Here is a 13,385-nt window from a genome sequence, read left to right as displayed (position 1 = left end):
CGGCCTCAGGCCAGACCCAGCACCTGGTCCATGTCGTACAGGCCGGTGGCCTGCGTGGCCAGGAAGCGCGCGGCGCGCAGGCTGCCCTGGGCATAGCCGGCGCGGCTGGAGCTCTTGTGGCTGATCTCGATGCGCTCGCCCTCGCCGGCGTACAGCACGGTGTGGTCGCCGATGATGTCGCCGCCGCGGATGGTGGCGAAGCCGATCGTCGACGGATCGCGCGGGCCGGTCACGCCCTCGCGGGCGTAGACGGCGCAGTCCTTGAGGTCCTGGCCCAGGGCCTGGGCGATGACCTCGCCCATCTTCAGCGCGGTGCCGCTGGGCGCGTCGATCTTGTGGCGGTGGTGGGCCTCGATGACCTCGATGTCGTAGCCGGTGGACAGCGCGCGCGTGGCCGCCTCCAGCAGCTTGAGCACGACGTTGACGCCGACGCTCATGTTCGGCGCCAGCACGGCGGCCACCGACTGCGCGTGGGCGGCGATCTCGGCCTTCTGCTCCGGCGTGAAGCCGGTGGTGCCGATGACGGCCTTGACGCCGTGGCGGCGGCAGGCCGCCAGGTGGGCCAGCGTGCCCTCGGGGCGGGTGAAGTCGATCAGCACGTCGGCGCCGGACAGGCCGGCGTCGAGATCGGCCGTGATGGGCACGCCGGTCTCGCGACCGGCGAAGGCGCCGGCATCCTGGCCCAGCGCGGGGCTGGTCGGCAGGTCGAGGGCACCGGCCAGCGCGCAGTCGGGCGCGGCCAGCACGGCCTCGATCAGCATGCGGCCCATGCGGCCGGATGCGCCGGCGATCGCGATGCGCAGGGGCTGGCCGGCGGTGTTCGATTCAGAGGTCAAGACGGCTCCAGAGGGGGATAGACGCGCGGCGGCACGCCGGGCACGGTGGCCGCGGTGGCCGATGCCGCGGAGGCGGCCGGCCGCGGCAGGGCCTGCAGCTGCTCGGGCGTCAGCACGAGGGCCGGCGGCGCCCGGTCAGGGGCGGGACGGCTGATGGCGGCGATGAACTCGCGCTCCGACGGCAGATCGCTGGCCTCGACCCGGTCCAGCCGCTCGCCATCGAAATGCACGACCACGCTGCGGCGCTGCGGCGGCAAGCCCGGGCGGTCGATCGTGAAGACGTAGTCCCAGCGGGCGGCGTGGAAGGGATCGGCCAGCAGCGGCGAGCCCAGGATCTCGCGCACCTGCGGGCGCGTCTGGCCGGTCTTGAGCTGCTGCACCTGCTCGCGGGTGATCACGGTGCCCTGCACGATGTCCATGCGGTAGGGCCGCAGCCACGAGGGCATCCAGCCATAGGACGAGGCGGCATCCAGACGGGTGGAGCTGCAGGCGGGCAGCAACAAGACCAGGGCGACCACCGCCCAGCCTCGAACCAGAAAACGCGAATGGCCAGCCATGCGATCAGGACGCTGTAGACGCCCGGGCCCCGAAGGACGGCGGGCTGGATATGATTTGCCGATTCTAGCGAGACGACCATGCCCCATTCGGCCCCCTCCCCCACGACGAACGCCGAGGAACTCAAGAGCAGCGGCCTGAAGGCCACCCTGCCGAGAATCAAGATCCTCGAGGTGTTCCAGCGCGCCACGCAGCGCCACATGACGGCCGAGGACGTCTACAAGGTGCTGCTGGCCGAAGACTCCGACATCGGCCTGGCCACCGTCTACCGTGTGCTGATGCAGTTCGAGCAGGCCGGCCTGCTGTCGCGCAACCACTTCGAGTCGGGCAAATCGGTGTTCGAGCTCAACGAGGGCCAACACCACGACCATCTGGTGTGCCTGACCTGCGGCCACGTCGAGGAGTTCTTCGATCCCGAGATCGAGCGCCGCCAGCGCGAGGTCGCCCAGCGCCACGGCTTCGACCTGCAGGACCATGCGTTGGCGCTGTACGCCGTCTGCAACAAGCCGGCCTGCCCGCACCGGGGCAGCAAGTAAGGCCTGCGCTGCGGCGTGCCGGCCCCGCCGGCCGCCTTTCAGTCGTCCTGCGGCATTTCCATCGCCCGCTGGTGGCGCTGGATGAACTCCTGGTAGGTGTCGATGCCGCGCAGCTGCAGGATCGAGTTGCGCACCGCGGCCTCCACCAGCACCGCCAGGTTGCGGCCGGCGTCGACCTGGATCACCACCTTGCGCACGCGGATGCCGAGGATCTCCTCGTACAGCGGCTCGTAGGGCAGGCGCTCGAAGTCGCGCTCCATGGTCTCGCGCCGCACCAGGTGCACGATCAGCTTCAGCCGCATCTTCCGGCGCACGGCCGTCTCGCCGAAGATGGCCTTGATGTCGAGCAGGCCGATGCCGCGCACCTCGAGCAGGTTCTGCAGCAGTTCGGGGCAGCGGCCCTCGAGCGCGCTCTGGCTGACCTTGTAGAGATCGACCGCGTCGTCGGCCACCAGACCGTGGCCGCGGCTGATCAGCTCCAGCCCGAGCTCGCTCTTGCCGAGGCCGGACTCACCGGTCAGCAGCACGCCCAGGCCGAGAATGTCCATGAACACGCCGTGGCGGCTGATGCGGTCGGCGAACAGCTGCGCGACATGGGCGCGCACGATGTCGATGACCTGGCCAGCGGACTCGCCGGTGACGAACAGCGGGATCTCGGCCCGGTCGCACATCGCCACCAGCCGGTCCGGCGGCGTCACGCCATCGGCGACGATCAGCACCGGGGGCTCCAGCGTGACGATGCGCTGGATGCGGCGCTCCTGGTCCTCGGGGTGCGAGGACTGCAGGTAGGCGACTTCGCGCCTGCCGACGATCTGCACCCGGTAGGGGTGGATGTAGTTCAGGTAGCCGACGAGGTCGGCCGCCGATTGCGCATCGCGCACGGCGGCGTCATCGAAGCGGCGTTCCGGATGCGCATGGCCAGCGATCCACTCCCAGTGCAGCGTCGTGCGCTGGGCCTCGAACAGGGCCTCGGCGCTGATCGAGGTCGGCTTCATCCGTGCAGGCGCTGCATCAGGCCACCGAACGCAGCGGCGCCCAGTCGGAGATCAGCTTGTGCAGCGCGGCGGCGTCAGGCGCGGTCTTGAGCTGCTCACGCAGGCCGCGGTCGGACAGCATCTCGGCGATCTCGGACAGGATCTCGAGGTGGCGTTGAGTCGCGGCCTCGGGCACCAGCAGGAAGATCAGCAGACCCACCGGCTCGTCGTCAGGCGCATCGAAAGGCAGGGGCTGCCCCGTGCGGATGACCGCCGCCAGCGGATTCTTCAGCCCCTTGATCCGGCCGTGCGGGATGGCCACGCCATGCCCGAGGCCGGTCGAACCCAGACGTTCGCGGGCGAAGAGGTTGTCGGTGACGGTGGCACGTGCGATCGCATGCTGGTTCTCGAAGACGAGACCGGCATGCTCGAAGACGCGCTTCTTGCTGGTGGCCTCCACATCGACCAGCACATTGCTGGCCGGGAGGATCGCGGCGAGACGGTTCATGGCGTGGACCCCCGGACGACAGCAGACACCGGCGCTACTTCGGGCCTAGTAAACGAGCGGCAATTATAGAAATCCCCGACACGGGCTCCGGCCATCCGGCCGTTCCGGTCTGCAAGGATGTTGTCACGTTGCGTCGGCACACGCCAGCACCGCGATGCCCGGAAACGACAACGGCCCTCGAAGGGCCGTCGCGATCATGGGGCGTCACCCCGGTCCGTCATCGGCGACAGGTCAGCGGACCCGTCGCCCCGTGCTCGCACCAGGACGCACACGACACCCGCAGGTGGCGGCGTCCGGCGCGATGGGCGGCCCTGCGGCGCACCCGGTTCAGGCCTCCGCCGCGGCCAGTCTCTTGGCCGATTCGTGGTGGTGATCCTGCAGCTTGTCCTTGTGGCGGCAGACCTGTCGGTCGAGCTTGTCCATCAGCTGGTCGATCGCGGCGTACAGGTCCTCATGGGACTGTTCGACGAAGATGTCCTTGCCCTTGACGTGCAAGGTGACTTCGGCCTTCTGGCGCCGCTCCTTCTCCTTGAGCTTCTCCACGGTGAGCAGCACGCTGACATCGACCACCTGGTCGAAGTGGCGCGTGACACGCTCGAGCTTGTTCAGCACGTATTCACGCAGCGCAGGCGTGACGTCGAGGTGGTGACCGCTGATCGTCAGGTTCATCAGGGCTTCCTTTCAAGCGAGAGAGACTGTCGAAAGGCAGTGGAGGTCTGCCGCCCGCCAGGGCTGCCAGGAAGGCAGGCCGCCCTGGCAGGACCGCTGACCGGCCGGCCTTTTCGAGGCACCGGCAGACGCGCTGTCCGAGTCCAGTGTGCGCCCGAAAGCGCGGCCATGACAAGTCCGTTGCAGCAAGTCCGGCAGGGTTTCTCTGCCCTGGGTCGGGTGGGGATCTCTCGATGCGCCGGAAGGGTCCCGCGCAAGCAGGGGAGGCCCCGCCTACCCGTCCTAGGGATACGAACTTTTACAGGGCGAAAACGCGGTAAAGTGCAAAAACTGCGCTAGGTCGCAAAGTCCGGGGACACACCAGGATCGGCACCGTGCGCACACCTGCATCGCATCACCGGATCACCATGCGCAAGAGCGCCGCCAACGACGACGTCCTGTCCACCCGCGAAGCCGCGGAACGCCTCGGCGTCGCGCTGCGCACGGTGCAGCTGTGGGTCGAGAACGGCGTGCTGCCCGCCTGGAAGACCGCCGGCGGCCACCGCCGCATCTCGCGCCAGGCGGTCGAGAAGCTGCTCGAACAGCGACAGGCCGCCCTCAATGGCGGCGCCGTGCCGGCCGAGGACCCGGCGTCCAGCGCCAGCGATGCCCCCCGCCGGCTCCGCCTGCTCGTCGTCGAGGACGAACCCGAACTGCGGCGCCTGTTCCTCCTGGTGATCGAGCGCTGGGAGCTGCCGATCGACGTCAGCACCGCCAGCGACGGCTTCGAAGCCCTGCTGTCGATCGGACGCCAGCGTCCGCACATGCTGCTGACCGACCTCAACATGCCGGGCATGGACGGCTTCCGGATGATCGATGCGCTGTGCCGTTCAGGCCAGGGCTGCGACGACATGGAGATCATCGTCGTCACGGCACTGGACAGCGCGAACATCGCCGAGCGCGGCGGTCTGCCCGCGGCGGTGCGGGTCTACAACAAGCCCGTCCCGTTCGACGCACTGGAGCAGCATGTGCGCAGCGGCCTGGCCGCACTCGGCTGGCTGCCGATCGAGCTGGTGGGCACGGCCCAGCCCGCCTGAACCTCGCCGTCGATCGGCCGAAGCCGGAGACAAGGTCCCGTCCGCCCGCAGACACGACAATCCGGCCACGGCACCGGACGACCCGCACAGGGGTGGACCGCGGGTCGGTCACGGGGCCGCGAGCGCCTCGTCCGGGAATGACACCATGACGCGCGTGCTGATCGTCGAGGACCAGGCCGACATCCGGATGCTGATCCGGATGACGCTGGAATTCGAACCCTACGAGATCCACGAGGCCGCCTGCGGCGACGAAGGGCTGGCCCTCGCACAGGCGCTGCAGCCCGATCTGATGCTGCTGGACGTGATGATGCCGGGCCGCCTCGACGGCCTGCAGGTCTGTGCCCGGGTGCGTGAGTTGCCGGCCCTGGCCAGCACCCGCGTCGTGCTGCTGACCGCCCGTGGCCAGAGCCAGGATCTGGAGGCCGGCAACCGGGCCGGTGCCGACGCCTATCTGATCAAGCCGTTCAGCCCGCTGCAGCTCGTCGAGACCCTGGAGCGCCTGCTCGGTCCGGGCTGAGCCGCGGCCGTCGCCGGCCCGGACACGGGTGCCATAATCGTTCTTTTCCCTCACTCGGGAGCCTGCCCTTGGACCAGAGTCACCCTCGGTGACCGTCCGCTCCGGCACCGCCTGATCGCCGGTCGAGCGTCGACCGCCGGGCCGGGCGGAGCGGGACGGTCTGCCCCTTCCCCCCTGATCGCCCGATCGTCCCGGTTGCCGCACTGCGCTGCGCCGCGCGGACGACCTGCTGGAGCTGGCATCGATGCTGAACGTGTTCGCACTGGCCAACGGCCGGCTGGTGCAGGAAGAGATCGACAACCCCGAGGCGCTGGCGCGCGCGACGCCGGTGTGGGTCGACCTGGAAGCGCCGACGGCCATGGAAAAGGGCTGGATCGCGTCCCGTTTCGGCCTGAGCATTCCCAACGACATCGTCGATGACGATCTGGAAGAGTCCGCCCGTTTCTACGAGGAGGACAACGGTGAGCTGCACATCCGCTCGGACTTCCTGATCGACGACGACGTCACGCCGCGCAACGTGCGCGTGGCCTTCATCCTGAAGGACGGTGTGCTGTTCTCGATCCATGCCGAGGACCTGCCGGTGTTCCGCCTGCTGCGTCTGCGCGCACGCCGGATCCCGGCGCTGATCGAGGACGCCAAGGACGTGCTGCTCAAGCTCTACGACGCCGACGCCGAGTACTCGGCCGACGCGCTCGAGGGCATCTACGACGCGCTGGAGAAGGTCAGCGCCCGCGTGCTCAAGCAGGATGTCGACGACCAGGCGGCCAGCGCCGCGCTGTCGGCCATCGCCAAGGAGGAGGACCTGAACGGTCGCATCCGCCGCAACGTGATGGACACCCGGCGCGCGGTCAGCTTCATGATGCGCAGCCGCATGCTGAGCGCCGACCAGTTCGAGGAGGCGCGGCAGATCCTGCGCGACATCGACTCGCTGGACAGCCACACCGCCTTCCTGTTCGACAAGATCAACTTCCTGATGGATGCCACCGTCGGCTTCATCAACATCAACCAGAACAAGATCATCAAGATCTTCTCGGTGGCCTCGGTGGCGCTGCTGCCGCCGACGCTGATCGCCAGCGTCTACGGCATGAACTTCGCGCACATGCCCGAGCTGCAGCAGCCCTGGGGCTACCCGTTCGCGCTCGGCCTGATGGTGTGCTCGGTGGCAGCGCCGCTGCTGTACTTCCGCCGCAAGGGCTGGATGCGCTGAAGCGCCACCGCGCCCGCGATGGGCGCGAACAAGGGCCGAACCCCGGGCGTCCTGATGATGCGTCGGCCACAGGGCGGTGCTAGGCTGCACTGCATCGTCCTTGACCCGATGCCCGCCCGCCGGCGGGCCTGCCGCGATGCGCGTCCCGAGCTTCTCCGCGATTCCCGCGGCATCGACCGTCCCGGTCCCGCCGGTCACCACCGGGCCGCTGCGCCCGCCCGGCCGTCGGTGCGGGCGGCGCTGCACGGCCGCCCTCGGCCGCGTCGGCAGCGGGCTGGCCCTGGCCGGTCTGCTGGCGGCGGCGCCGGCCAACGCACAGTTCCGCTCCACGCCCCCCGCCCTGCCCGGCACCGGTGAGCCCAGCGCAGCCGCCAGCGGTCAGGCCTACCGCCAGGACGCGGCCCGCCATCTGTACGCCAGCTACCCGATGCAGGTCTGGAAAGGCCGGCTGCCGCCGTTGCTGCACGGGGTGGCGGTCGTCGAGGTCGATGTCGACGCCGAGGGGCAGGTCACCGACGTGCGCTTCAAGCGCCCGCCGGCCGCGCCCGAGGTCGCGCCCTGGATCCAGCAGATGATCCGGCGTGCGGCACCGTTTCCCGCGCCGCGCCAGATCGGGCCCACGCAGTACGTCGACGTCTGGCTGGTGCACAAGGGCGGCCGCTTCCAGCTCGACACGCTGACCGAAGGCCAGGATTGAGGCGCTCGGCCGCGTGGGGTGTCGACCGCGACGCTCAGGCTGATCCGCCGCCCCGCGGCGATGGCGCCGCCAGGCGGCGCTTCAGCCACCGCATCAGCGCCCCCAGCAGCGGCAGCTGGGCGTAGAGCTCGCCGGCGGCGTCCCAGTAGTCGATGTGCTCGCGCACCCGGCCATCGGGCTCGAAATGCAGCAGGCTGCCGCCGTGGATGGTCAGCGCGCGGCCGTCGTCGCGGCGCAGGTGGAAGTCCCAGCGGATGAAGGCCCGTCGGCCGTCGAGCAGACGCTCGATGATGACGAAGCGCGGCTCGCGCACGGTCTCGAACATGTGGCGGAAGATGCCGGCGATGGCCGCCGTGCCGCACACGTCGTTGAACGGGTCACGGAAGCGCGCCTGCGGGTGGTAGTGGCGGTCGACCTCGGCCAGCCGTGCCGGCGTGAGGCCGGCGTACCAGTCGAGCAGGCGGTCGAGTCCGGCGGCCACGGCGCGGGCATCGGCGGCATCGGCGAGATTGACGAGATCGCCGCGGTGCCCAGCCGCCACGTCGGCCAGGGGCAAGGCCGCCGCGGTGGGGTGGGCGTCGGGGCGGCCGACCGGCACCGGGGATCCCCCGTCAGAGCCCGGTGACACGGCTGACCGCCCGGAAGTACAGGCTGTCGGGCAGCGGCCGCATCGCCTTGAGCACGCCGGTGAAGCGGCGCGGGAACGCGATCTCGAAACGGCCCTCGGCCCAGCCCTGCAGCATGGCCTCGGCGGCCTGCTCGGGGCTGATCAGCGCCGGCATGCGGAAGCGGTTGGCCGCCGTCAGCCGGGTCTCGACGAAGCCGGGATTGACCACCGAGACGCCGATGCCGCGCGTGTGCAGGTCCAGGTACAGGCCCTCGGCCAGATGGATCAGCGCGGCCTTGGTCGGACCGTAGGCCAGCGCCTGCGGCAGTGCCCGGTAGCCCGCCACGCTGGCCACCAGACTGAGGTGCGCGCCGCGTCCGCTGGCGGCCTGGCGCAGCAGCACGGGCAGCAGCGCGTCGAGCAGGTGCAGTGCGCCGCGGTAGTTGATGTCGACGTGGCGCTGCGCCTCGGCCAGGTCGAAGGCGGTGGCCCGCATCGCCCGGTAGTGGCCGGCACAGTACAGCGCGAAATCGATGGCGCCGTGGCGCGCCAGCAGCGTGCGCGTGGCGGCCTGCACCGCCGCGGCGTCGGTCACGTCCAGCGGCAGGATCTGCAGGCCGGGTGCTGCCTCGGCCAGGGTCTGCAGCGTCGTCGGGTTGCGGGCCGACACGCAGACGCGGGCGCCGGCCGCATGCAGGCGCAGCGCCGTCGCACGGCCGATGCCGGTGGACGCACCGATCAGCCAGACGGTGCGGCCGCTCCAGTCTCGCAACGGGGCATTCAGAGCCATGGTCTTGACCTCCGGTGGGGGCGGGCTCAGCGCTCGCCGACGTCCAGGCGCCGCATCGACAGCAGCACCTCGCCGACGCGCAGACCGAACTTGCGCATGACAGCGCGGTTGAGGAGCACCTGGTCATCGACCAGGAACATCCAGTCCTCCAGCTGCAGATCCCACTGGCGGCCGCCGTCGGTGGTCACGCGCAGCGTGTAGTTCCAGTGCAGGGCATTGCCCGCGGTGCGGCCGAGCGCTTCACCGATCACGTCGCCGGCACGCCCGCGCCAACGGCCGGCGCCCAGGTGTTCGAGCTGCCAGACGCGGCGCTCGCGCCGGCCGTCGTGGTGCAGGAAGTCCTCCTCCAGCGTGCCGCGCTCGCCGTCCCAGCGGCCGACCATCTCGACGGTGAAGCGCTGGATCACCGCGCCGTCACGGTCGGTGACGATGCCGTGCCCGCGCAAGCGGCCGTTGAAGTAGGCGCGCAGATCGAGCGCCGGGCGCTGGTCGGCCAGATCGTCGACCGAGGGCGAGGCACAGCCTCCGAGCGCAGCCGCCCCCAGCAGGAGGCCGGCCCGAGCCAGCCAGTGTCGGCGCGGCCGGCGGGAATCGAGGAGACGGTTCATCGGTGGACTCCAGGCTGACCGGGCGACGGCTGCCCGACGGACCGGTGGGTGATGGCGGATGCGGCGCCCGGCGGCGACTGACGGGCATCCGCCGCCTGGGCCGCCAGGGCCCGGTCGCGCAAGCCGGGATGACGGCGCCCGGCCCGGACCAGCACGCCGAGCGCGAGCAGCTTGAGCAGCCAGGGCAGGCCGGCATAGCTCCAGACCAGGGCCTGGACGGCGGCCGCCGTGCGCACGCCGGGCGCATAACCGGCCCATTGCAGCAGCGGCAGGGCCAGGCCGGCGGCCAGCGCCAGGTTCAGCTTGGCCGCGGCCGCCCACCAGCCGCAGTACAAGGCGGCGTGCTGCCGCTCGGCGCCGTCGCCGGTGTGCAGCAGGCGCTCCAGCAGCACCGGAGGCGCGACCAGATCGGCCCCCAACGCCAGACCGCTGAGCGCACAGACCAGCGCGAAGGCGGGTCCGGCGCCCACCGGCAGCCAGGGCACGAGCGCAAAGGCCAGCAGCGCCAGCAGCATGCCGGCCGCCCAGGCCCGCCGCGCGCCGTGGCGCCGCACCAGAGCGACCCACAGCGGCAGACCGGCCGCCGCCGCGAGGAAATACAGGCCGAGCAGTCCGGCCTCCCAGACGGGCCCCAGTTGCAGGCCGTCGCGCACATAGAACAGCAGCAGGGTGGCCGGCACGGCCGCCGCCACGCCGTTGAGCACATGGACGGCGTACAGCGCGCGGAAGTCGGCACGCCGCCAGGGCCGCCAGGACGAGACCGCCGCGCCGGCCTCACCGGCCTCACCGGCCTCACCGGCCTCACCGTCCGCCAGCGCGCCGCGGGACGGCGCCGCGAGGCCAGCGGACGCCGCGGCCGGCGCTGTAGCCGCAGCCCCCACCATCGCCGCCGTGCTCGGGCCCGTGCCACCGACGACGGCCGCCGGCCACGGGGCCCGCCAGGCCAGCAGAACCACGCCGAGCAGCAGCAGCGGCAGCCAGACCGCCAGCGTCGCCGGCATGCCGATGGCCACCGGCAGCACGCTGCCGCCGACCACACCGGCCAGCGCCGCCCCTTCGCGTGCGGCGGCCCAGCGGGCCTGGGACGCTGCGCCACCGCCCAGCCGCAGGCCCCAGGCCTGGTGGGCGATGGCCAGCGCGCTGTAGCCCAGGCTGGCCGCCAGCACGCCAACCGCGCACCAGGCCAGCCGTGTGGCCGTGCTCCAGTCCGTCACCCAGGCGGCGGGCAGCAGGAACAGCGCGCCCAGGCCCACGACCAGCAGCAGCAGGGCCGGCACCCAGCGGCGCAGGGCCGGGCCACGCGCGCCCTGCAACAGGCCATCGGCCCAGCGGCCCAGCCAGGGGTCGACGAACGCGTCGGTGGCCCGGCAGGCCAGCAGCACCAGCCCGAGCCCGGCCAGCGGCGCCTGCAGCTGCGCCGACCAGTGCGCGGGCAGTTGCACGTACAGCGGCAGGGCGGCCAGCGCCAGCGGCGCACCGAACAGGCCGTAGGTGGCCAGCGCGCCGGCGCCGGGCGTGGCCGAGGCATCCAGGTGCGTGCGTGGCGTCCCCGCCGCAACCTGGGGTGCGGATGCAGCGGCCGCGGCAGACGCGGATGCCGCACCGGCCATCGCCGGCGACACCGGGCGAGCGGCCGGGCCAGCAGCCGGGCCGGGCCCGCGATGCGCCGGATCAGCCACCAGCGCGCCCCAGCAGACGATCGCGCAGCGCCGGCTCGCTGCTGCGGGCCGCCAGCCAGATGCCGAAGAACAGCGGCCCGAACGCCTCATCGTCGACCTGCCCCAACCAGCGCCCGTCATGGGCGAAGCGGGTGGCGGCGCCGGGCCGCCAGACGCCGGTCAGGCGCTGGCCGGCCTCCACGTCCGGGAACAGCCGCCGCAGCGCCAGCTCCCAGCGCGCGGCCTGGGCGTCGTCGAAGGCGCCGATGCCGCGCATCTCCTGGATCGAGCGCGTGGCGATGCGGGCGCCGGACAGGGCCCGGGCATAGCGCAGTTCGAGCGCCAGCGGCTGCGCCGGCGCCTCGCCGCGCCAGGGCGCGTCCAGCCACAGCCGGGCATCGAAGATGCGCAGGCCGAGCATGCGCAGGCTGCCCTGGCCCTGCAGGCGGGCCGCGGGCAGGGCTTCGATGACCTCGGGCGGCGCCGCTGACGCAACAGCAGCAGCCACCGCCGCTGACGCGCCACGCCCCGCCCCGTCGGCCTGCGCCCGCACCGCCGCGGGACGGTAGCCCGCCACCGCGGCCGCGCTCAGCGCCAGCAGTCCCGCACCACGGCGCAGCACACCGCGCCGCCCGGGCGCGGCGGTCACGGTCGTGCGCTCAGGCATGGGCGAACGTGTACTGCACGACATCGGTGTTGCCGGCATCGAAGGCCGCCTCGCAATAGGCCAGATAGAAGTCCCAGATGCGCAGGAAGCGGGTGTCGAAGCCCAGTGCGCGCACGTCCGTCTGGCGCTGCAGGAAGTCCGCCCGCCAGCGGCGCAGCGTCTCGGCATAGTCCCGGCCGAAGCACAGCTCGTCGACCACCGTCAGCCCGGCGCGCGCGGCCTGCGCCCGCACCTCGGCCGGACAGGGCAGCATCCCGCCGGGGAACACGTACTGCTGGATGAAGTCGGTGCCGGCGGCATAACGCTCGAACAGCTGATCCTGGATCACGATCGACTGGACGCAGGCACGGCCACCCGGCGCCAGCAGACGCTTGAGGGTCGAGAAGTAGGTCGGCCACCACTCGCGCCCGACGGCTTCGATCATCTCGATCGAGACGATGGCGTCGTAGGGACCGTCGGCGATGTCGCGGTAGTCCTGGTAGCGCAGGTCGACACGGTCGGCCAGACCGGCGCGGTCGATGCGCTCGCGGGCCCAGGCCAGCTGTTCGTGCGACAGCGTCACGCCGTTGACGCGCGCATCGAAGTCGCGCGCCGCGACCTCGGCCAGCGCGCCCCAGCCGCAACCGATCTCGAGCACGCGCCGGCTGCCCTGCCCGGGCTGCAGGCCGCAGGCCCGCAGGGCCCGCGCGATCTTGGCCTGCTGGGCCTGGGCCATCGGCAGGTCCTGGCGGCCGTCGAACCAGGCACAGGAATAGCTCATCGTCGGATCGAGCCACAGGCGGTAGAAGGCGTTGCCCAGATCGTAGTGGGCGTGGATGTTGCGCTCGCTGCCCCGTCGGTCGTTGCGGTTGAGCCAGTGCCGGACGCGGTGCATCAGGCTGCCCCACCAGCTGCCGTAGACCAGGCGTTCGAGCGCGTCCCGGTTGGCCAGCAGCAGCTTGAGCAGGGCGGGCAGGTCCGGCGTGCTCCAGCGGCCGTCGATCCAGGCCTCGGCCAGGCCGATGTCGCCCGCGCGCAGCACGTCACCGACGACCTGCCAGTCCTGCAGCCGCAGCACCGCGTGCGCCGGCGCCCAGGCCGGGGCCGGGGCCGTGCCGCCGGACGCCTCGGCCTGGGCCTGGGTGCGGCCACAGTGCAGCACCCGGCCGTCGGGCAGGTGCAGTTCGAGCTGGCCGTGCTGCAGACGCTGCAGCAGCGGCAACACACCGCGCATCCAGCGCGGCATGGGAGCGGCCGGGCGCTCACCGGGAGCGCCATTCGTCAGGGAGGGCAGGGTCTGGCTGCGGGTCGGGGGCATCGTGTGTCTCCGTGTCGCGGAAGAGAAGGGACGCCGGCGGGCGGATGGCGCGGGCGGGGGGCGGCTCAGAACGTGTGAACGAAATGCGCCCCTGAACCGTTGAGCATTGCATGGACGCTACGACGGTTGGAGACGAGGGTGAGCAGACCCAACAAGGTCTGTTCGGTGAAGGGGAGTTGCCTG

16 protein-coding genes are annotated in these 13,385 nt (G+C 71.6%); 5 read left to right on the top strand and 11 right to left on the bottom strand.

The window, feature by feature from the left end; genetic code table 11:
• Window positions 1-5: 5 nt before the first annotated feature.
• Window positions 6-836 carry a 4-hydroxy-tetrahydrodipicolinate reductase gene (gene dapB, locus AACH11_RS10165; protein ID WP_341374108.1) on the bottom strand — a complete coding sequence of 277 codons (831 nt, stop codon included), beginning with the start codon at window positions 834-836 and terminating at the stop codon, window positions 6-8.
• Window positions 833-1,354: an outer membrane protein assembly factor BamE gene (locus AACH11_RS10160; protein ID WP_341374107.1), complete on the bottom strand. Its 522-nt coding sequence runs from the start codon at window positions 1,352-1,354 to the stop codon at window positions 833-835. The genes dapB and AACH11_RS10160 overlap by 4 nt, the downstream gene beginning before the upstream one ends.
• 117 nt (window positions 1,355-1,471) lie before the next feature.
• Between AACH11_RS10160 and fur the strand changes: the two genes are divergently transcribed.
• Window positions 1,472-1,927, top strand: coding sequence for a ferric iron uptake transcriptional regulator (gene fur / locus AACH11_RS10155; RefSeq protein WP_341374106.1), 456 nt, complete (start codon window positions 1,472-1,474; stop codon window positions 1,925-1,927).
• Between the two features lie 38 nt (window positions 1,928-1,965).
• On the opposite strand, the gene hprK is transcribed toward fur, so the two are convergent.
• The 3 genes from hprK to hpf all read right to left on the bottom strand — a co-directional run bounded on the left by hprK (window position 1,966) and on the right by hpf (window position 4,078).
• Window positions 1,966-2,922 (bottom strand): HPr(Ser) kinase/phosphatase, encoded by a 957-nt coding sequence (gene hprK, locus AACH11_RS10150; protein WP_341374105.1) that lies wholly within the window; start codon window positions 2,920-2,922, stop codon window positions 1,966-1,968.
• Between the two features lie 16 nt (window positions 2,923-2,938).
• Window positions 2,939-3,409 carry a PTS IIA-like nitrogen regulatory protein PtsN gene (ptsN, locus tag AACH11_RS10145; RefSeq protein ID WP_341374104.1) on the bottom strand — a complete coding sequence of 157 codons (471 nt, stop codon included), beginning with the start codon at window positions 3,407-3,409 and terminating at the stop codon, window positions 2,939-2,941.
• A 327-nt stretch (window positions 3,410-3,736) separates the two neighbouring features.
• On the bottom strand, window positions 3,737-4,078 hold the full coding sequence (hpf, locus tag AACH11_RS10140; protein WP_341374103.1) for a ribosome hibernation-promoting factor, HPF/YfiA family: 342 nt from the start codon (window positions 4,076-4,078) through the stop codon (window positions 3,737-3,739).
• 407 nt (window positions 4,079-4,485) lie between these two features.
• Between hpf and AACH11_RS10135 the strand changes: the two genes are divergently transcribed.
• The 4 genes from AACH11_RS10135 (at window position 4,486) to AACH11_RS10120 (ending at window position 7,575) form a co-directional block, all read left to right on the top strand.
• A complete protein-coding gene (locus tag AACH11_RS10135) occupies window positions 4,486-5,154 on the top strand; it encodes a response regulator (protein ID WP_341374102.1) in 669 nt (222 codons plus the stop codon).
• A gap of 145 nt (window positions 5,155-5,299) precedes the next feature.
• Window positions 5,300-5,671, top strand: coding sequence for a response regulator transcription factor (locus AACH11_RS10130; RefSeq protein WP_341374101.1), 372 nt, complete (start codon window positions 5,300-5,302; stop codon window positions 5,669-5,671).
• A 244-nt stretch (window positions 5,672-5,915) separates the two neighbouring features.
• Window positions 5,916-6,878 (top strand): magnesium/cobalt transporter CorA, encoded by a 963-nt coding sequence (gene corA / locus AACH11_RS10125; protein ID WP_341374100.1) that lies wholly within the window; start codon window positions 5,916-5,918, stop codon window positions 6,876-6,878.
• Between the two features lie 136 nt (window positions 6,879-7,014).
• Window positions 7,015-7,575, top strand: coding sequence for a hypothetical protein (locus AACH11_RS10120; RefSeq protein ID WP_341374099.1), 561 nt, complete (start codon window positions 7,015-7,017; stop codon window positions 7,573-7,575).
• A 34-nt stretch (window positions 7,576-7,609) separates the two neighbouring features.
• On the opposite strand, the gene AACH11_RS10115 is transcribed toward AACH11_RS10120, so the two are convergent.
• From AACH11_RS10115 to AACH11_RS10090, 6 genes are read right to left on the bottom strand one after another with little or no spacing between them, the layout of a single operon-like run.
• On the bottom strand, window positions 7,610-8,173 hold the full coding sequence (locus AACH11_RS10115; protein WP_341374098.1) for a nuclear transport factor 2 family protein: 564 nt from the start codon (window positions 8,171-8,173) through the stop codon (window positions 7,610-7,612).
• A gap of 13 nt (window positions 8,174-8,186) precedes the next feature.
• Window positions 8,187-8,972 (bottom strand): SDR family NAD(P)-dependent oxidoreductase, encoded by a 786-nt coding sequence (locus tag AACH11_RS10110; protein ID WP_341374097.1) that lies wholly within the window; start codon window positions 8,970-8,972, stop codon window positions 8,187-8,189.
• Between the two features lie 26 nt (window positions 8,973-8,998).
• Entirely contained in the window at window positions 8,999-9,580 is a 582-nt protein-coding gene (locus AACH11_RS10105) for a DUF3833 domain-containing protein (protein WP_341374096.1), read from the bottom strand.
• Window positions 9,577-11,202: an MFS transporter gene (locus tag AACH11_RS10100; RefSeq protein WP_341374095.1), complete on the bottom strand. Its 1,626-nt coding sequence runs from the start codon at window positions 11,200-11,202 to the stop codon at window positions 9,577-9,579. The genes AACH11_RS10105 and AACH11_RS10100 overlap by 4 nt, the downstream gene beginning before the upstream one ends.
• A gap of 49 nt (window positions 11,203-11,251) precedes the next feature.
• Complete coding sequence (locus AACH11_RS10095) at window positions 11,252-11,905, bottom strand: chalcone isomerase family protein (protein WP_341374094.1); 654 nt, start codon at window positions 11,903-11,905, stop codon at window positions 11,252-11,254.
• Window positions 11,898-13,202, bottom strand: a complete 1,305-nt coding sequence (locus tag AACH11_RS10090) for a class I SAM-dependent methyltransferase (protein WP_423228725.1) — start codon at window positions 13,200-13,202, stop codon at window positions 11,898-11,900. The genes AACH11_RS10095 and AACH11_RS10090 overlap by 8 nt, the downstream gene beginning before the upstream one ends.
• Between the last annotated feature and the right edge of the window lie 183 nt (window positions 13,203-13,385).

It is taken from the genome of Pseudaquabacterium rugosum (assembly GCF_038066575.1).
Taxonomy (GTDB): Bacteria; Pseudomonadota; Gammaproteobacteria; order Burkholderiales; family Burkholderiaceae_C; genus Pseudaquabacterium; species Pseudaquabacterium rugosum.
This window is presented reverse-complemented; position numbering and strand designations above follow the sequence as displayed.

Bases quoted from the DNA above. Each gene is read 5' to 3' on its own strand.
- AACH11_RS10110 (WP_341374097.1), bottom strand. From the start codon at position 8,972: ATGGCTCTGAATGCCCCGTTGCGAGACTGGAGCGGCCGCACCGTCTGG.
- AACH11_RS10105 (WP_341374096.1), bottom strand. From the start codon at position 9,580: ATGAACCGTCTCCTCGATTCCCGCCGGCCGCGCCGACACTGGCTGGCT.
- hprK (WP_341374105.1), bottom strand. From the start codon at position 2,922: ATGAAGCCGACCTCGATCAGCGCCGAGGCCCTGTTCGAGGCCCAGCGC.
- AACH11_RS10120 (WP_341374099.1), top strand. From the start codon at position 7,015: ATGCGCGTCCCGAGCTTCTCCGCGATTCCCGCGGCATCGACCGTCCCG.
- corA (WP_341374100.1), top strand. From the start codon at position 5,916: ATGCTGAACGTGTTCGCACTGGCCAACGGCCGGCTGGTGCAGGAAGAG.
- AACH11_RS10130 (WP_341374101.1), top strand. From the start codon at position 5,300: ATGACGCGCGTGCTGATCGTCGAGGACCAGGCCGACATCCGGATGCTG.
- AACH11_RS10135 (WP_341374102.1), top strand. From the start codon at position 4,486: ATGCGCAAGAGCGCCGCCAACGACGACGTCCTGTCCACCCGCGAAGCC.
- AACH11_RS10090 (WP_423228725.1), bottom strand. From the start codon at position 13,202: ATGCCCCCGACCCGCAGCCAGACCCTGCCCTCCCTGACGAATGGCGCT.
- AACH11_RS10095 (WP_341374094.1), bottom strand. From the start codon at position 11,905: ATGCCTGAGCGCACGACCGTGACCGCCGCGCCCGGGCGGCGCGGTGTG.
- hpf (WP_341374103.1), bottom strand. From the start codon at position 4,078: ATGAACCTGACGATCAGCGGTCACCACCTCGACGTCACGCCTGCGCTG.
- ptsN (WP_341374104.1), bottom strand. From the start codon at position 3,409: ATGAACCGTCTCGCCGCGATCCTCCCGGCCAGCAATGTGCTGGTCGAT.
- fur (WP_341374106.1), top strand. From the start codon at position 1,472: ATGCCCCATTCGGCCCCCTCCCCCACGACGAACGCCGAGGAACTCAAG.